The sequence below is a fragment of the Streptomyces sp. NBC_00094 genome, from assembly GCF_026343125.1.
Classification (GTDB): domain Bacteria; phylum Actinomycetota; class Actinomycetes; order Streptomycetales; family Streptomycetaceae; genus Streptomyces.
This window is the reverse complement of record NZ_JAPEMB010000001.1, coordinates 1354802-1376023: the sequence shown is the minus strand read 5'-3', so window position 1 is coordinate 1376023 and position 21222 is coordinate 1354802. Positions and strand designations below refer to the sequence as shown.

21 protein-coding genes are annotated in these 21222 nt (G+C 71.3%); 20 read left to right on the top strand and 1 reads right to left on the bottom strand.

From position 1 onward, the window contains the following. Positions 1 to 47: 47 nt before the first annotated feature. The 8 genes from aroC (at position 48) to nusB (ending at position 6664) form a co-directional block, all read left to right on the top strand. Positions 48 to 1232: a chorismate synthase gene (gene aroC / locus OG580_RS05795; RefSeq protein WP_267042561.1), complete on the top strand. Its 1185-nt coding sequence runs from the start codon at positions 48 to 50 to the stop codon at positions 1230 to 1232. After that, the gene (locus OG580_RS05790; protein WP_267042560.1) at positions 1229 to 1750 is read left to right on the top strand and encodes a shikimate kinase; all 522 of its coding nucleotides are present in this window, start codon (positions 1229 to 1231) and stop codon (positions 1748 to 1750) included. Before aroC ends, OG580_RS05790 begins: the two co-directional genes overlap by 4 nt. Continuing rightward, the gene (aroB, locus tag OG580_RS05785; RefSeq protein WP_267042559.1) at positions 1747 to 2844 is read left to right on the top strand and encodes a 3-dehydroquinate synthase; all 1098 of its coding nucleotides are present in this window, start codon (positions 1747 to 1749) and stop codon (positions 2842 to 2844) included. Before OG580_RS05790 ends, aroB begins: the two co-directional genes overlap by 4 nt. Then, a complete protein-coding gene (aroQ, locus tag OG580_RS05780; RefSeq protein WP_267042558.1) occupies positions 2841 to 3287 on the top strand; it encodes a type II 3-dehydroquinate dehydratase in 447 nt (148 codons plus the stop codon). The genes aroB and aroQ overlap by 4 nt, the downstream gene beginning before the upstream one ends. A 135-nt stretch (positions 3288 to 3422) precedes the next feature. Then, positions 3423 to 4415: an AAA family ATPase gene (locus tag OG580_RS05775; RefSeq protein WP_267042557.1), complete on the top strand. Its 993-nt coding sequence runs from the start codon at positions 3423 to 3425 to the stop codon at positions 4413 to 4415. An 80-nt stretch (positions 4416 to 4495) separates the two neighbouring features. Further along, the gene (locus OG580_RS05770) at positions 4496 to 5608 is read left to right on the top strand and encodes an aminopeptidase P family protein (RefSeq protein WP_267042556.1); all 1113 of its coding nucleotides are present in this window, start codon (positions 4496 to 4498) and stop codon (positions 5606 to 5608) included. Positions 5609 to 5657: 49 nt separating this feature from the next. Further along, positions 5658 to 6224: an elongation factor P gene (gene efp, locus OG580_RS05765; protein ID WP_024758650.1), complete on the top strand. Its 567-nt coding sequence runs from the start codon at positions 5658 to 5660 to the stop codon at positions 6222 to 6224. Between the two features lie 2 nt (positions 6225 to 6226). After that, on the top strand, positions 6227 to 6664 hold the full coding sequence (gene nusB, locus OG580_RS05760; protein WP_267042555.1) for a transcription antitermination factor NusB: 438 nt from the start codon (positions 6227 to 6229) through the stop codon (positions 6662 to 6664). A gap of 440 nt (positions 6665 to 7104) precedes the next feature. On the opposite strand, the gene bldD is transcribed toward nusB, so the two are convergent. After that, positions 7105 to 7605 carry a transcriptional regulator BldD gene (bldD, locus tag OG580_RS05755; RefSeq protein WP_015032294.1) on the bottom strand — a complete coding sequence of 167 codons (501 nt, stop codon included), beginning with the start codon at positions 7603 to 7605 and terminating at the stop codon, positions 7105 to 7107. A gap of 256 nt (positions 7606 to 7861) precedes the next feature. On the opposite strand from bldD, the gene pyrR reads away from it, so the two are divergent. From pyrR to coaBC, 12 genes are all read left to right on the top strand, one after another. Beyond that, positions 7862 to 8425: a bifunctional pyr operon transcriptional regulator/uracil phosphoribosyltransferase PyrR gene (gene pyrR, locus OG580_RS05750; protein WP_267042554.1), complete on the top strand. Its 564-nt coding sequence runs from the start codon at positions 7862 to 7864 to the stop codon at positions 8423 to 8425. An 84-nt stretch (positions 8426 to 8509) separates the two neighbouring features. Beyond that, positions 8510 to 9499 (top strand): aspartate carbamoyltransferase catalytic subunit, encoded by a 990-nt coding sequence (locus OG580_RS05745; protein WP_267042553.1) that lies wholly within the window; start codon positions 8510 to 8512, stop codon positions 9497 to 9499. Between the two features lie 2 nt (positions 9500 to 9501). Next, the gene (locus OG580_RS05740) at positions 9502 to 10788 is read left to right on the top strand and encodes a dihydroorotase (RefSeq protein WP_267042552.1); all 1287 of its coding nucleotides are present in this window, start codon (positions 9502 to 9504) and stop codon (positions 10786 to 10788) included. Beyond that, the gene (locus OG580_RS05735; protein WP_267042551.1) at positions 10785 to 11360 is read left to right on the top strand and encodes a hypothetical protein; all 576 of its coding nucleotides are present in this window, start codon (positions 10785 to 10787) and stop codon (positions 11358 to 11360) included. The genes OG580_RS05740 and OG580_RS05735 overlap by 4 nt, the downstream gene beginning before the upstream one ends. After that, positions 11357 to 12520 carry a glutamine-hydrolyzing carbamoyl-phosphate synthase small subunit gene (carA, locus tag OG580_RS05730; protein ID WP_267042550.1) on the top strand — a complete coding sequence of 388 codons (1164 nt, stop codon included), beginning with the start codon at positions 11357 to 11359 and terminating at the stop codon, positions 12518 to 12520. The genes OG580_RS05735 and carA overlap by 4 nt, the downstream gene beginning before the upstream one ends. Next, entirely contained in the window at positions 12513 to 15821 is a 3309-nt protein-coding gene (carB, locus tag OG580_RS05725) for a carbamoyl-phosphate synthase large subunit (protein ID WP_267042549.1), read from the top strand. Before carA ends, carB begins: the two co-directional genes overlap by 8 nt. A 294-nt stretch (positions 15822 to 16115) precedes the next feature. Continuing rightward, positions 16116 to 17225, top strand: a complete 1110-nt coding sequence (locus OG580_RS05720) for a quinone-dependent dihydroorotate dehydrogenase (protein ID WP_267042548.1) — start codon at positions 16116 to 16118, stop codon at positions 17223 to 17225. 53 nt (positions 17226 to 17278) lie between these two features. After that, positions 17279 to 18109: an orotidine-5'-phosphate decarboxylase gene (gene pyrF, locus OG580_RS05715; protein WP_267047906.1), complete on the top strand. Its 831-nt coding sequence runs from the start codon at positions 17279 to 17281 to the stop codon at positions 18107 to 18109. Between the two features lie 319 nt (positions 18110 to 18428). Further along, on the top strand, positions 18429 to 18752 hold the full coding sequence (locus tag OG580_RS05710; RefSeq protein WP_017242220.1) for an integration host factor: 324 nt from the start codon (positions 18429 to 18431) through the stop codon (positions 18750 to 18752). Between the two features lie 49 nt (positions 18753 to 18801). Further along, complete coding sequence (gmk, locus tag OG580_RS05705) at positions 18802 to 19389, top strand: guanylate kinase (protein ID WP_267042547.1); 588 nt, start codon at positions 18802 to 18804, stop codon at positions 19387 to 19389. 66 nt (positions 19390 to 19455) lie between these two features. Then, positions 19456 to 19728 (top strand): DNA-directed RNA polymerase subunit omega, encoded by a 273-nt coding sequence (rpoZ, locus tag OG580_RS05700; protein ID WP_017242218.1) that lies wholly within the window; start codon positions 19456 to 19458, stop codon positions 19726 to 19728. 118 nt (positions 19729 to 19846) lie between these two features. Further along, positions 19847 to 21058 carry a bifunctional phosphopantothenoylcysteine decarboxylase/phosphopantothenate--cysteine ligase CoaBC gene (coaBC, locus tag OG580_RS05695; protein WP_267047905.1) on the top strand — a complete coding sequence of 404 codons (1212 nt, stop codon included), beginning with the start codon at positions 19847 to 19849 and terminating at the stop codon, positions 21056 to 21058. Positions 21059 to 21222 lie beyond the last annotated feature (164 nt).

Genomic DNA, 21222 nt, shown 5'->3' with positions numbered 1-21222 from the left:
CCCGGCCGCGCCGTCGCAGTGCCCAGGCGCGAGCATGAGGAGCATCGTTGAGCAGGTTGCGTTGGCTGACCGCTGGGGAGTCCCACGGACCCGCGCTGGTCGCGACGCTGGAGGGTCTTCCCGCCGGCGTCCCCGTCACCACCGAGCTGGTGGCGGACCACCTCGCGCGGCGTCGCCTCGGCTATGGGCGCGGCGCCCGGATGAAGTTCGAACAGGACGAGATCACCTTCCTCGGCGGCGTCCGCCACGGGCTCTCCCTCGGCTCCCCGATCGCCGTCATGGTCGGCAACACCGAGTGGCCCAAGTGGGAGAAGGTCATGTCGGCCGACCCCGTCGACCCGGCCGAGCTGAAGGAGACGGGCCGCAACGCGCCCCTGACCCGCCCCCGGCCCGGCCACGCCGACCTCGCCGGGATGCAGAAGTACGGCTTCGACGAGGCCCGCCCGATCCTGGAGCGCGCCAGCGCCCGGGAGACCGCCGCCCGCGTCGCGCTCGGCGCCATCGCCCGCTCCTTCATCAAGGAGACCGCGGGCATCGAGATCGTGTCGCACGTCGTCGAACTGGCGGCCGCCAAGGCCCCGTACGGCGTCTACCCGACCCCCGCCGACGTCGAGAAGCTCGACGCCGACCCGGTCCGCTGCCTCGACGCCGACGCGTCGAAGGCGATGGTCGCCGAGATCGACCAGGCCCACAAGGACGGCGACACCCTCGGTGGAGTGGTGGAGGTCCTCGCCTACGGCGTGCCCGTCGGCCTCGGCTCGCACGTCCACTGGGACCGTCGTCTCGACGCCCGGCTCGCCGCCGCGCTCATGGGAATCCAGGCCATCAAGGGCGTCGAGGTCGGCGACGGCTTCGACCTCGCCCGCGTGCCCGGCTCCCAGGCCCACGACGAGATCGTCCGTACCGAGGACGGCATCAAGCGCACCTCCGGTCGCTCCGGCGGCACCGAGGGCGGTCTGACCACCGGCGAGCTGCTGCGCGTCCGCGCCGCGATGAAGCCGATCGCGACCGTCCCGCGCGCGCTCGCCACGATCGACGTCGTCACCGGTGAGGCCACGGCCGCCCACCACCAGCGTTCCGACGTGTGCGCCGTCCCCGCCGCCGGCATCGTCGCCGAGGCCATGGTCGCGCTCGTCCTCGCGGACGCGGTCGTCGAGAAGTTCGGCGGCGACAGCGTCCCGGAGACCCGCCGCAACGTGCAGTCGTACCTCGACAACCTGCACATCCGGTGACCGCCGGACCGCTGGTCGTCCTCGTCGGGCCCATGGGTTCCGGCAAGTCCACGGTGGGCGCGCTCCTGGCCGAACGGCTCGGCGCGCCCTACCGGGACACGGACGCCGACATCGTCGCCGCCGAAGGCCGCGAGATCTCCGACATCTTCGTCGAGGACGGCGAGGAGCACTTCCGTGCCCTGGAGCGGGCCGCCGTCCGCGAGGCGGTCGCCACGCACGAGGGCATCCTCGCCCTCGGGGGCGGCGCGGTCCTCGACGCCGACACGCGCGCCCTGCTCTCCGGACTGCCCGTCGCGTACCTCTCGATGGACGTCGACGAGGCGGTCCGCCGTGTCGGCCTCAACACCGCGCGGCCGCTGCTCGCCGTCAACCCGCGCCGCCAGTGGCGCGAGCTGATGGAGGCGCGCCGACCGCTCTACACCGAAGTCGCACGGGTCGTCGTCGCCACCGACGACCGCACTCCCGAAGAGGTCGCGGACGCGATCCTCTCGGCACTGGATCTGAAGAAGGACGCATGACGACGGACCAGGAAGTGACCCGTATCCAGGTCGCGGGCAGCGCGGGCACGGATCCGTACGAGGTGCTGGTCGGGCGGCAGCTGCTCGGCGAGCTCCCGGCCCTGATCGGCTCCCAGGCCAAGCGCGTCGCCGTGATCCACCCGGAGGCGCTCGCCGACACCGGCGAGGCGCTCCGCGCCGACCTCGCCGACCAGGGCTACGAGGTCGTCGCCATCCAGGTGCCCAACGCGGAGGAGGCGAAGACCGTCGAGGTCGCCGCCTACTGCTGGAAGGCGCTGGGCCAGACCGGTTTCACCCGGACCGACGTCATCATCGGCGTCGGCGGCGGCGCGACCACCGACCTGGCCGGCTTCGTGGCCGCGACCTGGCTGCGGGGCGTCCGCTGGATCGCCGTGCCGACCACGGTCCTGGCCATGGTCGACGCGGGTGTCGGCGGCAAGACGGGCATCAACACCGCCGAGGGCAAGAACCTCGTCGGCGCCTTCCACCCGCCGGCCGGGGTCATCTGCGACCTCGCCGCGCTCGACTCGCTGCCGGTGCACGACTACGTCAGCGGTCTGGCCGAGGTCATCAAGACCGGCTTCATCGCCGACCCGGTGATCCTGGACCTCGTCGAGGAGGACCCGCAGGCGGCCCGTACGCCCGCGGGCCCGCACACCGCCGAGCTCATCGAGCGGTCGATCCGGGTCAAGGCGGAGGTCGTCTCCGGCGACCTCAAGGAGTCCGGCCGCCGCGAGATCCTCAACTACGGCCACACGCTGGCCCACGCGATCGAGAAGAACGAGCGGTACAAGTGGCGGCACGGCGCCGCCGTCTCCGTCGGCATGGTGTTCGCGGCCGAGCTGGGCCGGCTCGCCGGCCGGCTCGACGACGCCACCGCCGACCGGCACCGCGCGGTCCTGGAGTCCGTCGGCCTGCCGCTCACCTACCGCGGCGACCAGTGGCCCAAGCTCCTGGAGACGATGAAGGTGGACAAGAAGTCCCGCGGCGACCTGCTGCGCTTCATCGTGCTCGACGGGCTCGGCAAGCCGTCCGTCCTGGAGGGTCCCGACCCGGCCGTCCTGTTCGCGGCGTACGGCGAGGTGGCGGTGTGACCGACCGCCGACCCGTACTGGTGCTGAACGGCCCGAACCTCGGGCGGCTCGGCTCCCGCGAGCCCGACATCTACGGCGCCACCTCCTACAAGGGGCTCGTCGAGTCCTGCCGGACCCTCGGCGAGGAGCTCGGCTTCGACGTCGAGGTCCGGGAGACCAACGACGAGGGCGAGATGATCCGCTGGCTCCACGAGGCGGCGGACGGTTCGGTTCCCGTGGTGCTCAACCCCGGGGCGTTCACGCACTACTCGTACGGGATACGGGACGCGGCCGCGCAGCGGACGGCCCCGCTGATCGAGGTGCACATCTCGAACCCGTACACCCGGGAGGAGTTCCGGCACACCTCGGTCGTCGCGGCCGTGGCGACCGGCACGGTCGCCGGCTTCGGGATCGGCTCCTACCGGCTGGCCCTGCGGGCGCTGGCCGAGGAACTGGCCGGCTGACGGAGGAGTAGGCACGGCGGGGGCGGGCAGGGCACTACGCGCCGCCCCCGGCCGTTCCCCCTGTGGGGGGTGGGGGCGGTAACGTTCCGGCGTCCCGGATACATCAGTCAGTCGTACGAGACGGAGTGCCACCGGATGCAGCAAGCAGTGGGGGGCCCGCTGCCACCGCCCGAGCAGTCACCGGGTCAGGCACCCGGCCCTGCGCCCATCCCCGTGGCAGGTCCCGCGGGCGGTCCTGGGCCGGGACCTGCTCCCGGAGTGGCTCCCGGTTCCGCAGCGGGGTCCGCGGCCGGTCCGGGCGCGCACCCGCAGGTTCCGCCGGCGCCTCCGCAGCCCGCCCCGTACCCGGCGCCGACCGCCGGGTCCAGGCTCGGAGTGCACCCCATGCTCCAGGCAGGCGCTCCCCGGCCCCCGCACCCCGCGCCGCCCGCGCCGGGGTGGGGCGCCCCCGGAGCCGTACCGCAGCACTCGTCCCCGCAGCCGCACCGCGCGGACCTCACCGGACACGTCCCGCTGCCGCCCGTGAGCATGCCTCTCGCACCACCCGTGGAGTACGGCGGCGGAACGGGCGCCGCGACCCTCGCCGTCCTGCTCATCGGCCCCGCCGGCGCCGGCAAGACGACCGTCGCCCGCCACTGGGCGCAGCGCCGCCGCGTGCCCACCGCGCACATCAGCCTCGACGACGTCCGCGAGTGGGTCTGCTCCGGCTTCGCCGACCCGCAGTCCGGGTGGAACGAGCACTCCGAGGCCCAGTACCGGCTCGCCCGCCGCACCTGCGGCTTCGCCGCGCGCAACTTCCTCGCCAACGGCATCTCCTGCATCGTCGACGACGCGGTCTTCCCGGACCGGCCCGTCGTCGGCCTGGGCGGCTGGAAGCGCCACGTGGGCCCCGGTCTGCTGCCGGTGGTGCTCCTGCCCGGCCTGGAGATCGTCCTGGAGCGCAATGCGGAGCGCAGCGGCAACCGGCGCCTCTCGGACGAGGAGGTCGCCGCCATCCACGGCCGGATGGCCGGCTGGTACGGCTCGGGCCTGCCGATCATCGACAACTCCACGTACGACGTCGAGACCACCGCGCGGGTCCTCGACGACGTCCTCGCCCGCGCGATAGCCAGCCCGCCCGCCTGGTGACCCGCCGGGCCCCGGGGGCGTCCCGCTCGGTCGGCCGCGCAGAACAGGCCACCGCGCCCGGCTCCTCGTAGGCTCGGAGCATGTCAGAGGTGTATGCGGACCGCCGTGTACGGCTGCGCGATCGCTGCGCGGCCGCGGGCAGCCCGGCGGCCTTGGTCTCCCGCCCCGCCAACGTCCGCTATCTCGCGGGCGGTTCACCCCCCGGAGCCGTCCTGCTCATCGGCACGGAGCCGGCCGCGGACGTCCTGCTCTGCCCCGTCGCGCCGGGCGGCGAGCCGGCCGACGGACGGCTCGACGAGCTGCTCCGGCAGCAGGTCCTCCCCGCGGGCGGTGGCGACCCGGCGGTCGCGGCCGCCGATCTCGCCCGCCGGGCGGGCGCGGACGCGCTCGCCGTCGAGGAACACGACCTGACCGTGGCGCGGCACCGTGCGATGGGCTCCGTCGCGCCCGGCCTCCACCTGGCCGACCTGGCCTGCGCCGTCGAACAGCTCAGGATCGTCAAGGACGAGGACGAGATCGCCTGTCTGCGGATCGCCGCCGAGATCGCCGACCAGGCACTCGGTGAGCTCCTGGAGTCGATCCTCGTGGGGCGTACCGAACGCCACCTCGCCCTGGAGCTGGAGCGGCGACTCGTCGACCACGGAGCCGACGGGGCCGCCTTCCCCACCTCCGTGGCGACCGGCCCGCACTCCGGGCGCCGCCGGCACCGGCCCACCGACCGCCGGGTGGAGGAGGGTGATTTCCTCTCCGTCTGCCTGGGCGCCGACTACCGCGGCTACCGGTGCGAGATCGGTCGCACCTTCGTGATCGGTACGACTCCGGCCGACTGGCAGATCGAGTTGTACGACCTCGTCTTCGCCGCTCAGCGGGCCGGTCGCGAGTCCCTCGCACCGGGCGCCGAGTACCGGGACGTGGACCGGGCGGCCCGCCAGATCCTGGACGCCGGAGGCCACGCGGAGGCCGCCGTGCCGCTCACCGGGCACGGGGTGGGACTCGAAATCGACGAGGACCCGCAGTTGTCACCCTCGGCCATGGGTAAACTGGACGCTTGTGTGCCGGTCACCGTCGAACCGGGGGTCCACCTCCCGGGCCGGGGCGGGGTCCGGATCGATGACACGCTCGTCGTACGCCAGGAGGCGGACGGCGGACCCGAGCTACTCACCATCACGACCAAGGAGCTGCTCGCGCTGTAAGGCGCGCAGGCCTCCACGGTCCCACGTCAGTCCAGGAGATTCCGCAACCGTGGCTTCCACGAACGACCTCAAGAACGGCATGGTGCTCAAGCTCGAAGGCGGCCAGCTCTGGTCCGTCGTCGAGTTCCAGCACGTCAAGCCCGGCAAGGGCCCGGCCTTCGTGCGCACCAAGCTCAAGAACGTGCTGTCCGGCAAGGTCGTCGACAAGACCTTCAACGCCGGTGTGAAGGTCGAGACGGCCACCATCGACCGCCGCGACATGCAGTTCTCCTACATGGACGGCGACTACTTCGTCTTCATGGACGAGGAGACGTACGACCAGCTGCACGTCGACCGCAAGTCGGTCGGCGACGCCGCCAACTTCCTGATCGAGGGCTTCACCGCCTCGGTCGCGCAGCACGAGGGCTCGGTGCTCTACGTCGAGCTCCCCGCCGCCGTCGTCCTGACGATCAAGCACACCGACCCGGGCGTCCAGGGCGACCGCTCCACCGGCGGCACCAAGCCCGCCGAGCTGGAGACCGGTCACGAGATCCAGGTCCCGCTCTTCATCACCACCGGTGAGAAGGTCAAGGTCGACACCCGCACCAGCGACTACCTCGGCCGGGTGAACAGCTAACCGTGGCCGCTCGGAGCAAGGCCCGCAAGCGCGCCTTCCAGATCCTCTTCGAGGCCGACCAGCGCGACGCCTCCGTGCAGGAGGTCCTCGCGGACCAGGTCCGGCTCGCACGGTCGGACGACCGTCAGCCGCCGGTCAGCGACTTCACCATGCAGCTGGTCGAGGGGTACGCGTCGCACGTCCACCGCATCGACGAGCTCATCGCCACCTACGCGGTGGACTGGGACCTCGACCGGATGCCGGTCGCCGACCGGAACATCGTGCGCCTCGGTGCGTACGAGCTGATCTGGGAGGACGGTACGCCGGACGCGGTCGCGATCGACGAGGCGGTGCAGCTCGCCAAGGAGTTCTCCACCGACGAGTCCCCGAACTTCGTCAACGGCCTGCTGGCGCGCTTCAAGGACTTGAAGCCGCGTCTGCGCCGGGACGCGGACGCCTGAGTCCGTAGGACGTCACCGGCACACCGAAGGGGCCCGCAGCATTCGTGCTGCGGGCCCCTTCGGCGTGTCCGGGCCCTAGGGGGTGTCTTGTCGATCAGACCCCGCTCCCTGATCCGGCCTGATCGACAAGACGCCCCCTAGGAGGGCGACGTGGCGGCTCCGGAGGGGGCGGACGTCCCGCAGGAGCCTGCCGGGTTCCGGAGGGTCCGGGAAGGTGCCTGCCGGGCTTCCGGGAGGACCTGAGCGGCCCGTGCAGGCCCCGGACACCGATGACCGGGCCCCGTGCGGGCCGGACACCGATACCGGCCTCGTCGGAGGCCGCGGACACCGACACCAGGCCCGCGCAGGCCGCACGACGACGCCGGGCCCGTGGACGTCGGATGACGTCCACGGGCCCGGCGGTACGTTTCTGCTGTTGCCTCGGAAGGGCAGCGGAAGAGTCAGTTCTCCTCGTGGGCGACGGCGCGGCGCGCGTCCGCGTCGAGGACGCCCCAGCTGATCAGCTGCTCGGTGAGGACCGAGGGGGACTGGTCGTAGATGACGGCGAGCGTGCGCAGGTCGTCCTGACGGATCGACAGCACCTTGCCGTTGTAGTCGCCGCGCTGCGACTGGATCGTCGCCGCGTAGCGCTGCAGCGGGCCGGCCTTCTCCTGGGGGACGTGCGCGAGGCGCTCCAGGTCCAGGACGAGCTTCGGCGGCGGCTCGGCGGCCCCGCCCGGAGTCGTGCCCGGCAGGAGCTCCTGCACCGGCACCCCGTAGAAGTCGGCCAGCTCGGCGAGACGCTGCACGGTCACCGCGCGGTCACCACGCTCGTAGGAGCCGACCACCACGGCCTTCCAGCGGCCCTGGGACTTCTCCTCCACCCCGTGGAGGGAGAGACCCTGCTGGGTGCGGATGGCGCGGAGTTTGGCCCCGAGCTGCTTTGCGTATTCGCTGGACATAACGCTCCCGGACGCTGTGACGACATGCGGCTGCGCCGCGCGGCTGGTAACTCACTGTGAGGTTACGCAGCGTTACGCTCGCCCGTCAAGCTGAACGGTCCGTGCCGCCTCCTCCCGGGGGACGGAGCCGGGGTGGCGCCCGGGGTGGCGCCCGGGGCTCCGGAAGCGCGAGCGCCCGCCCCTGGTAGTGTGGAGCCGCACATCCGACGTCCTTTAAGAACCGTCCCGTGAGGCGGAGAAGGAGGTCCGTTTAATCATGGACGCTCAGCAGCACAGCGATGAAGCCCGGCCCGTCCTCGAGGCCCAGGACATCGCGCGGGTCCTGACCCGCATCGCCCACGAGATCGTCGAGCGCGCCAAGGGCGCCGACGACGTGGTCCTCCTCGGTATTCCCACCCGCGGTGTCTTCCTCGCCCGCCGGCTCGCCGAGAAGCTCGAATCGATCACCGGCACCAAGATCCCGGTCGGTTCCCTCGACATCACCATGTACCGGGACGACCTGCGGCTGAAGCCCGCACGTGCCCTCGGTCGCACCGAGATCCCCGGCGACGGCATCGACGGCCGCCTCGTCGTCCTCGTCGACGACGTGCTCTTCTCCGGCCGCACCATCCGCGCCGCCCTCGACGCCCTCGGCGACATCGGCCGCCCGCGCGCCGTCCAGCTCGCGGTCCTCGTCGACCGCGGCCACCGTGAACTTCCGATCCGCGCCGACTACGTCGGCAAGAACCTCCCCACGTCGCTGCGGGAGACGGTCAAGGTCCAGCTCGCCGAGGAAGACGGTCGCGACACCGTCCTGCTCGGTACCCAGACCGCCTCCTAGCCGGACCGGCTTCCCCGCGGGGCCGGGGCACCCCCCTGCGCCCCCGCATGCCCTCACACCTCCCCACCACGGAGTGAAACCCCGATGATGCGCCACCTCATCTCGGCCGCCGACCTCAGCCGCGACGACGCCGTCCTGATCCTCGACACCGCGGAGGAGATGGCCCGGGTCGCCGACCGGCCCATCAAGAAGCTGCCCGCCCTGCGCGGCCGGACCATCTGCAACCTCTTCTTCGAGGACTCCACCCGGACCCGGATCTCCTTCGAGGCCGCCGAGAAGCGCCTCTCCGCCGATGTGATCAACTTCGCGGCCAAGGGCTCCAGCGTCTCCAAGGGCGAGTCCCTCAAGGACACCGCGCAGACCCTGGAGGCCATGGGCGTCGACGCGGTCGTCATCCGGCACGGCGCCTCCGGGGCCCCGTACCGCCTCGCCACCTCCGGCTGGATCGACGCCCCCGTCGTCAACGCCGGCGACGGCACCCACCAGCACCCCACCCAGGCCCTCCTGGACGCCTTCACCATGCGCCGCCGGCTGGTCGGCCGTGACGCGGGCCTCGGCAAGGACCTGAACGGCCGGCGCATCACGATCGTCGGCGACGTCCTGCACAGCCGCGTCGCCCGCTCCAACGTCGACCTGCTGCACACCCTCGGCGCCGAGGTCACCCTGGTGGCCCCGCCGACCCTGGTCCCCGTCGGCGTCGAGACCTGGCCCTGCGAGATCTCGTACGACCTCGACAGCGTGCTGCCGAAGTCCGACGCGGTGATGATGCTGCGTGTGCAGCGCGAGCGGATGAACGCGGCCTTCTTCCCCACCGAGCGCGAGTACTCGCGCCGCTACGGGCTCGACGGCGACCGGATGGCGAAGATGCCCGAGCACGCCATCGTCATGCACCCCGGGCCGATGGTCCGCGGCATGGAGATCACCGCGGAGGTCGCCGACTCCGACCGCTGCACGGTGATCGAGCAGGTCGCCAACGGCGTCTCGATCCGGATGGCCGTCCTCTATCTGCTGCTCGGCGGCAACGACTCCGCCGCCCCCGCCCCCAGCACCACCCGCACCGAGGAGAGCAAGTAACCATGAGCAAGATTCTTATCCGTGGTGCGCAGGTGCTCGGCGGCGAGGTCCAGGACGTCCTGATCGACGGCGAGACCATCGCGGCGGTCGGTACGGGCCTGTCGGCCGAGGGCGCGACGGTCATCGAGGCCGAGGGCCGGATCCTGCTGCCCGGCCTGGTCGACCTCCACACCCACCTGCGCGAGCCCGGCCGCGAGGACTCCGAGACCGTCCTCACCGGCACCCGCGCCGCCGCCTCCGGCGGCTACACCGCCGTCTTCGCCATGGCCAACACCCACCCGGTCGCCGACACCGCCGGCGTCGTCGAGCAGGTCTACCGGCTCGGCAAGGAGTCCGGCTACTGCGACGTCCAGCCCATCGGCGCCGTCACCGTCGGCCTGGAGGGCAAGAAGCTCGCCGAGCTCGGCGCCATGCACGACTCCGCCGCCGGTGTCACCGTCTTCTCCGACGACGGCAAGTGCGTCGACGACGCCGTGATCATGCGCCGCGCCCTGGAGTACGTGAAGGCCTTCGACGGCGTCGTCGCCCAGCACGCCCAGGAGCCCCGCCTCACCGAGGGCGCCCAGATGAACGAGGGCATCGTCTCCGCCGAGCTCGGCCTCGGCGGCTGGCCGGCCGTGGCCGAGGAGTCGATCATCGCGCGCGACGTCCTCCTCGCCGAGCACGTCGGCTCCCGCGTCCACATCTGCCACCTCTCCACCGCCGGCTCCGTCGAGATCGTCCGCTGGGCCAAGTCCCGCGGCATCGACGTCACCGCCGAGGTCACCCCGCACCACCTCCTCCTCACGGACGAGCTGGTCCGCTCGTACAACCCCGTCTACAAGGTCAACCCGCCGCTGCGCACCGAGAAGGACGTCCTCGCGCTGCGCGAGGCGCTGGCCGACGGCACGATCGACATCGTCGCCACCGACCACGCCCCGCACCCGCACGAGGACAAGGACTGCGAGTGGGCCGCGGCCGCCATGGGCATGGTCGGCCTGGAGACCGCGCTCTCCGTCGTCCAGCAGACGATGGTCGAGACCGGCCTCCTCGACTGGGCCGGCGTCGCCGACCGCATGTCCTTCGCGCCCGCCCGCATCGGACGGGCCAAGGGCCACGGACGACCCGTCTCGGCTGGTGAGCCCGCGAACCTGACGCTGGTCGATCCGGCTTACCGTGGTGTCGTGGACCCCGCGGACTTCGCCTCCCGCAGCCGCAACACCCCCTACGAGGGTCGTGAGCTGCCGGGACGCGTCACCCACACCATCCTGCGGGGCCGGGCAACGGTCGTGGACGGGAAGCTGGCGTGACACCACTCATCGCAATCGCCGCAGAGGCGGAACAGAAGTCGGCGGAGGTGACCGACTGGGCCGACCGCCTCGGCTGGGTCGCCGGACTGCTGCTCTTCATCGCCTTCGTCTACTGGCTGATGCGCCAGGGATGGAAGTGGCGCGGCAGCCTCCAGTCGGACCTGCCCGAGCTGCCCACCGCGCCGGAGACCGCCGGTCCGGCGAAACTGACCCTCAGCGGGCGCTACCACGGGTCCACGACCGCCGGGCAGTGGCTCGACCGGATCGTCGCCCACGGCCTCGGCACCCGCAGCCGCGTCGAGCTCACGCTCACCGACGCGGGGATCGCGGTCGTACGCCCCGGGGCGAACGACTTCTTCATCCCGGCGGCGGCCCTGCGCGAGGCCCGTCTCGACAAGGGCATCGCCGGCAAGGTCCTCGCCGAGGGCGGTCTCCTGATCGTCACCTGGGCCCACGGCGAGAAGCTGCTCGACTCCGGCTTCCGCTCCGACCGGGCGGCCGAGCACACCGCCTGGGTCGAGGCCCTCAACTCCATGAACCACGCAACCACGACGGAAGGCATCGCACGATGACGACCTCCATCCAGGGAGACGCCTCTCAGAGGCAGAAGGCGACTCCCGCCGTACTCGTCCTGGAGGACGGCCGCATCTTCCGCGGCCGCGCCTACGGGGCCGTGGGGGAGACCTTCGGCGAGGCCGTGTTCTCCACCGGCATGACCGGCTACCAGGAGACCCTCACCGACCCGTCGTACCACCGCCAGGTCGTCGTCATGACCGCCCCGCACGTCGGCAACACCGGCGTCAACGACGAGGACCCCGAGTCCGGCCGCATCTGGGTCTCCGGCTACGTCGTCCGCGACCCCGCCCGCGTCTCCTCCAACTGGCGCGCCCAGCGCTCGCTGGACGAGGAGCTGGAGCGCCAGGGCGTCGTCGGCATCTCCGGCATCGACACCCGCGCCCTCACCCGCCACCTGCGCGAGCGCGGCGCCATGCGCGTCGGCATCTTCTCCGGCGCGGCCTGGGACGGCGTCCGTGACGAGGCCCTGCTGGCCAAGGTCCAGGAGCAGCCCCAGATGAAGGGCGCGAACCTCTCCGCCGAGGTCGCCACCAAGGAGACGTACGTCGTCCCCGCGATCGGCACCAAGAAGTTCACCGTCGCCGCCGTCGACCTCGGCATCAAGGGCATGACCCCGCACCGGATGGCCGAGCGCGGCATCGAGGTCCACGTGCTGCCCGCCACCGCCGCCGTCGAGGACATCTACGCCGTCAACCCCGACGGTGTCTTCTTCTCCAACGGCCCGGGCGACCCGGCCACGGCCGACGGCCCCGTCGCCGTCATGAGCGCCGTCCTGGAGCGCAAGACCCCGCTCTTCGGCATCTGCTTCGGCAACCAGATCCTCGGCCGCGCCCTCGGCTTCGGCACCTACAAGCTGAAGTACGGCCACCGCGGCATCAACCAGCCGGTCCAGGACCGCACCACCGGCAAGGTCGAGGTCACCGCGCACAACCACGGCTTCGCCGTCGACGCGCCCCTCGACAAGGTCTCCGACACCCCCTTCGGGCGTGCCGAGGTCTCCCACGTCTGCCTGAACGACGACGTCGTCGAAGGCCTCAGGCTGCTCGACCAGCCGGCCTTCTCCGTCCAGTACCACCCCGAGGCGGCCGCGGGCCCGCACGACGCCGCGTACCTCTTCGACCGCTTCGTATCCCTGATGGAGGCCGAGCGTGCCTAAGCGCACCGATATCCAGTCCGTCCTGGTCATCGGCTCCGGCCCGATCGTCATCGGACAGGCCGCAGAGTTCGACTACTCCGGCACCCAGGCCTGCCGCATCCTCAAGGCCGAGGGCCTGCGGGTCATCCTGGTCAACTCCAACCCGGCCACGATCATGACCGACCCGGAGATCGCCGACGCCACGTACGTCGAGCCGATCACCCCCGAGTTCGTCGAGAAGATCATCGCCAAGGAGCGCCCCGACGCCCTCCTGCCGACCCTCGGCGGCCAGACCGCGCTCAACACCGCGATCTCCATGCACGAGCAGGGCGTCCTGGAGAAGTACGGCGTCGAGCTCATCGGCGCCAACGTCGAGGCGATCAACAAGGGCGAGGACCGCGACCTCTTCAAGGGTGTCGTCGAGGCCGTCAAGGCCAAGATCGGCTACGGCGAGTCCGCCCGCTCGGTCATCTGCCACACCATGGACGACGTGATCCAGGGCGTCGAGACGCTCGGCGGCTACCCCGTCGTCGTCCGCCCCTCCTTCACGATGGGCGGCGCCGGTTCCGGCTTCGCCCACGACGAGGAAGAGCTGCGCCGCATCGCCGGCCAGGGCCTCACGCTCTCCCCGACCACCGAGGTGCTCCTCGAGGAGTCCATCCTCGGCTGGAAGGAGTACGAGCTGGAGCTGATGCGCGACAAGAACGACAACGTCGTGGTCGTCTGCTCCATCGAGAACTTCGACCCGATGGGCGTCCACACCGGTGACTCGATCACCGTCGCCCCGGCGATGACGCTCACCGACCGCGAGTACCAGCGGCTGCGCGACATCGGCATCGCGATCATCCGCGAGGTCGGCGTCGACACCGGCGGCTGCAACATCCAGTTCGCGATCGACCCGGTCGACGGCCGGATCATCGTCATCGAGATGAACCCGCGCGTCTCCCGCTCCTCGGCGCTCGCCTCCAAGGCGACCGGCTTCCCGATCGCGAAGATCGCGGCCCGTCTCGCCGTCGGCTACACGCTGGACGAGATCCCGAACGACATCACGGAGAAGACCCCGGCGTCCTTCGAGCCCACGCTCGACTACGTCGTCGTCAAGGCCCCGCGCTTCGCCTTCGAGAAGTTCCCCTCCGCCGACTCCACGCTGACCACGACCATGAAGTCGGTCGGCGAGGCCATGGCGATCGGCCGCAACTTCACCGAGGCGCTCCAGAAGGCCCTGCGCTCCCTGGAGAAGAAGGGCTCGCAGTTCACCTTCGTCGGCGAGCCCGGTGACAAGGACGAGCTCCTGCGCGAGTCGGTCCGCCCGACCGACGGCCGCATCAACACCGTCATGCAGGCCATCCGCGCCGGCGCCACCCCGCAGGAGGTCTTCGACGCCACGAAGATCGACCCGTGGTTCGTCGACCAGCTCTTCCTGATCAAGGAGATCGCCGACGAGCTGGCCGGCGCCGAGAAGCTCGACCCCGAGATCCTGGCCGAGGCCAAGCGCCACGGCTTCTCCGACGCCCAGATCGCCGAGATCCGCGGCCTGCGCGAGGACGTCGTCCGCGAGGTCCGGCACGCCCTCGGCGTCCGCCCGGTCTACAAGACGGTCGACACCTGCGCCGCCGAGTTCGCCGCCAAGACCCCGTACTTCTACTCCTCGTACGACGAGGAGAGCGAGGTCGCGCCGCGCACCAAGCCCGCGGTGATCATCCTGGGCTCCGGCCCGAACCGCATCGGCCAGGGCATCGAGTTCGACTACTCCTGCGTCCACGCCTCCTTCGCGCTCAGCGACGCCGGCTACGAGACCGTGATGGTCAACTGCAACCCCGAGACCGTCTCGACGGACTACGACACCTCCGACCGCCTGTACTTCGAGCCGCTGACGCTCGAGGACGTGCTGGAGATCGTCCACGCCGAGACCCTCGCCGGCCCCGTCGCCGGTGTCGTCGTCCAGCTCGGCGGCCAGACCCCGCTGGGCCTGGCGCAGGCGCTCAAGGACAACGGCGTGCCGGTCGTCGGCACCCCGCCGGAGGCCATCCACGCCGCCGAGGACCGCGGCGCCTTCGGCCAGGTCCTCGCCGAGGCCGGCCTCCCCGCCCCGAAGCACGGCACCGCGACCACCTTCGCCGGCGCCAAGGCCATCGCCGACGAGATCGGCTACCCCGTCCTCGTACGCCCCTCGTACGTGCTCGGCGGCCGCGGCATGGAGATCGTCTACGACGAGACCCGGCTGGAGTCGTACATCGCCGAGTCCACCGAGATCAGCCCCACCCGGCCGGTCCTGGTCGACCGCTTCCTCGACGACGCCATCGAGATCGACGTCGACGCGCTCTACGACGGCGAGGAGCTCTACCTCGGCGGCGTCATGGAGCACATCGAGGAGGCCGGCATCCACTCCGGCGACTCGGCCTGCGCCCTGCCCCCGATCACCCTCGGCGGCTTCGACATCAAGCGCCTGCGCATCTCCACCGAGGCGATCGCCAAGGGCGTCGGCGTCCGCGGCCTGATCAACATCCAGTTCGCCATGGCCGGCGACATCCTGTACGTGCTCGAGGCGAACCCCCGCGCCTCCCGGACCGTCCCCTTCACCTCGAAGGCGACCGCCGTGCCGCTCGCGAAGGCCGCCGCCCGCATCTCGCTGGGCGCCACCATCGCCGAACTGCGCGCCGAGGGCCTGCTGCCGAAGAACGGCGACGGCGGCACCCTGCCGATCGACGCGCCGATCTCCGTCAAGGAGGCCGTCATGCCGTGGTCGCGCTTCCGCGACATCCACGGCCGCGGCGTCGACACCGTCCTCGGCCCGGAGATGCGCTCCACCGGCGAGGTCATGGGCATCGACGCGGTCTTCGGCACGGCCTACGCCAAGTCGCAGGCCGGCGCCTACGGCCCGCTGCCCACCAAGGGCCGCGCGTTCATCTCCGTCGCCAACCGCGACAAGCGCTCGATGATCTTCCCGGCCCGCGAACTCGTCGCCCACGGCTTCGAGCTGCTGGCCACCTCCGGCACCGCCGAGGTCCTCAAGCGCAACGGCATCAACGCCACCGTCGTCCGCAAGCTCAGCGAGGGCGAGGGCCCGAACGGCGAGAAGACGATCGTCCAGCTGATCCACGACGGCCAGGTCGACCTGATCGTCAACACGCCGTACGGCACCGGTGGCCGCCTCGACGGCTACGAGATCCGTACGGCAGCGGTGGCGCGCAGCGTCCCGTGCCTCACCACGGTCCAGGCGCTCGCCGCGGCCGTCCAGGGCATCGACGCGCTCAACCACGGCGACGTCGGCGTCCGCTCGCTCCAGGAACACGCGGAGCATCTGACCGCGGCCCGCGACTAGCAGCGGGTGAGAATCAGGGGGACACCGGATGGCACGACGGTGTCCCCCTCTTCTTGACCTCTTCCGCCCAGTGCGGGCGGATCCCGACGGTCACCCGCGGGTCTTTCTGCTTCGACGCCGACCGCCGTCCCGGTTAAGGCGAGGGACAGGGAACTGTCCAACGGTCTTACACCGGCTCCACAGACATCACTTCCCGCCAGCCCGGCGGTAGCCCCGACATTTGGGTGCCGGGTGTGGGCAGCGTAGAGCCGTGGCGGCGCTCTACACCATCACTCACACGAGGGATTCGGCTCCATGTACAAGTTCTTCTTCGACCTCGTCTTCAAGCGCATGGACCCCGAGAAGGCCCACTACCTGGCCTTCCGGTGGATCCGCTTCGCCGCCCGCGTCCCCGTCCTGCGGACCTTCGTCGCCGCCGTCCTCGCCCCCCGGTACAAGGAGCTGCGCACCGAGGCCCTCGGCCTGCGGATGCACGGCCCCTTCGGCCTCGCGGCCGGCTTCGACAAGAACGCCGTCGCCATCGACGGCATGGCCATGCTCGGCTTCGACCACGTCGAGATCGGCACGGTCACCGGCGAGGCCCAGCCCGGCAACCCCAAGAAGCGCCTCTTCCGACTGGTCCCGGACCGCGCCCTGATCAACCGCATGGGCTTCAACAACGAGGGATCCGCCGCCGTCGCCGACCGCCTCCACGCGCGCGTGCCGGTCTTCAGGACCGTCGTGGGCGTCAACATCGGCAAGACCAAGGTCGTCCCGGAGGCCGAGGCCGCCGCCGACTACGTGAAGTCCACCGAGCGCCTCGCCGCGCACGCGGACTACCTCGTCGTGAACGTCTCCTCGCCGAACACCCCCGGGCTGCGCAACCTCCAGGCCACCGAGTCCCTCCGCCCGCTGCTCACGGCGGTACGGGAGGCGGCCGACCGCGCGGTCACCGACCGCCGCGTCCCCCTCCTCGTCAAGATCGCCCCCGACCTGGCCGACGAGGACGTCGACGCGGTCGCCGACCTCGCCCTGGAGCTCGGCCTCGACGGCATCATCGCCACCAACACCACCATCGCCCGCGAGGGCCTCGGCCTGACCTCGGACCCGGCTCTGGTCAAGGAGACCGGCGGCCTGTCCGGCGCGCCCGTCAAGGAGCGCTCCCTGGCCGTCCTGCGCCGCCTCCACGCGCGCGTGGGGGACCGGCTGGTCCTGGTGGGCGTCGGCGGCATCGAGAACGCCGAGGACGCCTGGCAGCGCATCCTCGCCGGCGCCACCCTGATCCAGGGCTACAGCGCCTTCATCTACGAGGGCCCGTTCTACGCCCGCGCGATCCACAAGGGCCTCGCCGCGCGCCTCGCGGCCTCCCCGTACGCCACCCTCGCCGAGGCCGTCGGCGCCGACTCCCGAAAGGCCGCCAAGTGACCGCCCTCCCGTCGCCCGACCACCGCCCCTCACCGACGCCCTCCGGGCGGCCCCTGACATTCGGTACCCGCCTGCGCTCCGCCATGGACGAGCGCGGCCCCCTCTGCGTCGGCATCGACCCGCACGCCGCCCTGCTCGACTCCTGGGGCCTGTCCGACGACATCGCGGGCCTGGAGCGCTTCACCTTCACCGTCGTCGAGGCGCTCGCCGGTTCCGTGGCCGTCTTCAAGCCGCAGGCCGCCTTCTTCGAGCGCTTCGGCTCGCGCGGCATCGCCGTCCTGGAGCGTGCCGTCTCCGACCTGCGCGCGGCCGGCGGCCTGGTCGTCATGGACGCCAAGCGCGGCGACATCGGCTCCACGATGGCCGCGTACGCGGAGGCCTTCCTCAGCAAGGACTCCCCGCTCTTCTCCGACGCGCTGACGGTCTCCCCGTACCTCGGCTACGGCTCCCTGAAGCCGGCCGTCGACCTGGCACGGGAGTCCGGCGCCGGTCTCTTCGTCCTGGCGCTCACCTCGAACCCGGAGGGCGCGGAGGTCCAGCGGGCCGTCCGCGAGGACGGCCGGACCATCGGCGCGACCATGCTGGCCCACCTCGCCGAGGAGAACGCGGGGGAGACCCCCATGGGCTCCTTCGGCGCGGTCGTCGGCGCCACCCTCGGCGACCTGTCCTCCTTCGACCTGGACATCAACGGCCCGCTCCTCGCGCCGGGCATCGGCGCCCAGGGCGCGACGCCGGCGGACCTCCCCGCCGTCTTCGGCGCGGCGGTCCGCAACGTCGTACCGAACGTCAGTCGGGGTGTTCTGCGTCACGGTCCGGACGTGTCCGCCCTGCGGGCCTCGGCGGACCGGTACGCGGACGAGATCCGCGCGGCCGTCGGCGCGTAACCGGCTCCGCGCCGGCCTCGCGGTCAATCCGCAGGTCGGAGCGGATCGGCCCGGTGGGACGACTCGTTCCGCCGGGCCGTCTCACTACTTGACGAAATCTTGTCTCAAAACCGGGTCGTTTTGCCGGAAAAGTCCCGGTCGGTCGATGCTGACCAGGACTTTTCCGCTGTTCTCGCTGACTGGAGCGGCCTCGGCCGCTAGTCTCCGGGGCAGAGCAGGCGTTCAACGGCCACTCCGTTGCACGTTGCTCCACTGGTGTGGGGCGCTAGGTTCCTCACCGGTCCGTATCCGACAGATCGACATCCGAGGTGACGTAGGCGTGGCTCTTCCGCCCCTTACCCCTGAACAGCGCGCAGCCGCGCTCGAGAAGGCCGCCGCGGCTCGCCGGGAGCGGGCCGAGATCAAGAATCGACTCAAGCACTCCGGCGCCTCGCTTCACGAGGTCATCAAGACCGGCCAGGAGAACGACGTCATCGGCAAGATGAAGGTCTCCGCGTTGCTCGAGTCCCTGCCCGGCGTGGGCAAGGTCCGCGCCAAGCAGATCATGGAGCGCCTCGGCATCTCCGAGAGCCGCCGCGTCCGTGGGCTCGGCTCCAACCAGATCGCCTCCCTGGAGCGCGAGTTCGGCAGCACCGGCGCCTGATCCGGGACTCGCGTCCCGGGCACACCGGTAAAGCTGGAATAATCGCTGCATGGCAGCAGAGGTACGTCCGCGGCTGACCGTGCTCTCCGGCCCCTCAGGGGTCGGTAAGAGCACGGTCGTCGCTCATATGCGCAAGGTCCACCCCGAGGTCTGGCTCTCGGTGTCGGCCACGACACGGAAGCCCCGCCCCGGCGAGAAGCACGGCGTCCACTATTTCTTCGTCACGGACGACGAGTTCGACAAGCTGATCGCCAACGGTGAACTCCTCGAATGGGCCGAGTTCGCGGGCAACCGCTACGGCACCCCGCGAGGCGCGGTCCTCGACCGCCTCGACTCCGGCGAGCCCGTGCTCCTGGAGATCGACCTCCAGGGAGCGCGTCAGGTCAAGGACTCGATGCCCGACTCGCAGCTGGTCTTCCTGGCCCCGCCGAGCTGGGAGGAGCTGGTCCGCCGGCTCACCGGCCGCGGCACCGAGTCGCCCGAGGTGATCGAGCGCCGGCTGGCGGCCGCGAAGATCGAGCTGGCCGCCGAGGCGGAGTTCGACACCACGCTCGTCAACACCTCCGTCGAGGACGTCGCGCGCGAGCTGCTAACGTTGATGGTGCTGTCTTCCGGGGACCCGGACATCAGCGGCTGACGCCGCGGGACCCCAAACCCCACAGCATTGTCTGAAAATCTTTTCTCCATCTTCGGAAGGTAGAGCGTGTCCTCTTCGATGACTGCGCCCGAGGGCATCATCAACCCGCCGATCGACGAGCTGCTCGAGGCAACCGACTCGAAGTACAGCCTCGTGATCTACGCCGCCAAGCGCGCGCGCCAGATCAACGCGTACTACTCCCAGCTCGGCGAGGGCCTGCTGGAGTACGTGGGTCCGCTCGTCGACACCCACGTCCACGAGAAGCCGCTCTCGATCGCCCTGCGGGAGATCAACGCGGGTCTGCTGACGTCCGAGGCCATCGAGGGCCCGGCGCAGTAAGCACGTACAGCAGGTACAGCACGTAACGCTTGTCACCACAGGCCCGGCGGAACATCCGCCGGGCCTGTGGTGTCTCATGGAGACGTACGCATCCGAGTGCGGGGAGTGAGTGGCAGTGGTGACGAAGCCGAAGGTCGTTCTGGGGGTCAGCGGCGGCATCGCCGCGTACAAGGCGTGCGAGCTGCTGCGCAGGCTGACCGAGTCGGGCCACGACGTCCGCGTCGTGCCCACCGACTCCGCCCTCCACTTCGTCGGCGCGGCGACCTGGTCCGCCCTCTCCGGTCACCCCGTCTCGACCGAGGTGTGGGAGTCCGTCCACGAGGTCCCGCACGTACGGATCGGCCAGGGCGCCGACCTCGTCGTCGTCGCCCCCGCCACCGCCGACATGCTCGCCAAGGCCGCCCACGGCCTCGCCGACGACCTCCTCACCAACACGCTGCTCACCGCGCGCTGTCCCGTCGTCTTCGCCCCCGCCATGCACACCGAGATGTGGGAGCACCCGGCGACCCAGGAGAACGTGGCCACCCTGCGCCGCCGTGGCGCCGTCGTCATCGAGCCGGCCGTCGGGCGGCTCACCGGCGTCGACACCGGCAAGGGCCGGCTGCCCGACCCCGGCGAGATCTTCGAGGTCTGCCGGAGGATCCTGGCGCGCGGCACCGCAACCCCCGACCTCGCGGGGCGTCATGTCGTGGTCAGCGCCGGCGGCACGCGCGAGCCCCTCGACCCCGTCCGCTACCTGGGCAACCGCTCCTCCGGCAAGCAGGGGTACGCCCTCGCCAAGGCCGCGGCCGCGCGCGGCGCCCGCGTCACGCTCGTCGAGGCCAACACCGGCATCGCCGACCCCGCCGGCGTCGACGTGGTCCACGTCGGCACCGCCGTCCAGCTCCGCGAGGCCGTCCTCAAGGCGGCGGCGGACGCCGACGCCGTGGTGATGGCCGCCGCCGTCGCCGACTTCCGCCCGGCCGTCTACGCCACGGGGAAGATCAAGAAGAAGGACGACGGGGGAGCGCCGACGGTCGAACTCGTCCGCAACCCCGACGTCCTCGCCGAGCTCTCCGCCGACCGCGCCCTGCCGGGCCAGGTGGTCGTCGGTTTCGCCGCCGAGACCGACGACGTCCTCGCCAACGGGCGCGAGAAGCTCCGCCGCAAGGGATGCGACCTGCTCGTCGTCAACGAGGTGGGGGAGCGCAAGACCTTCGGCTCCGAGGAGAACGAGGCCGTGGTGCTCGCGGCGGACGGCGCCGAGACTCCCGTACCGTACGGGCCGAAGGAGGCGCTGGCGGAGACGGTCTGGGACCTGGTCCTGCCGCGGCTGCGCTCCGGAACCTGACGGATCGCGTGCTTCGTGACCGGAGTGCGATCTTGGCGTGATCTCACCCGGAAGAGACGAGAAACGCCGACTCCCGAGTGATTTACGCCCCACTCGAAGAGGCGTCTCCGCCGCGCCGGAGGCCGATTCCGTGCGCCTTCGACCATTCGCCAGTCGAGACACCT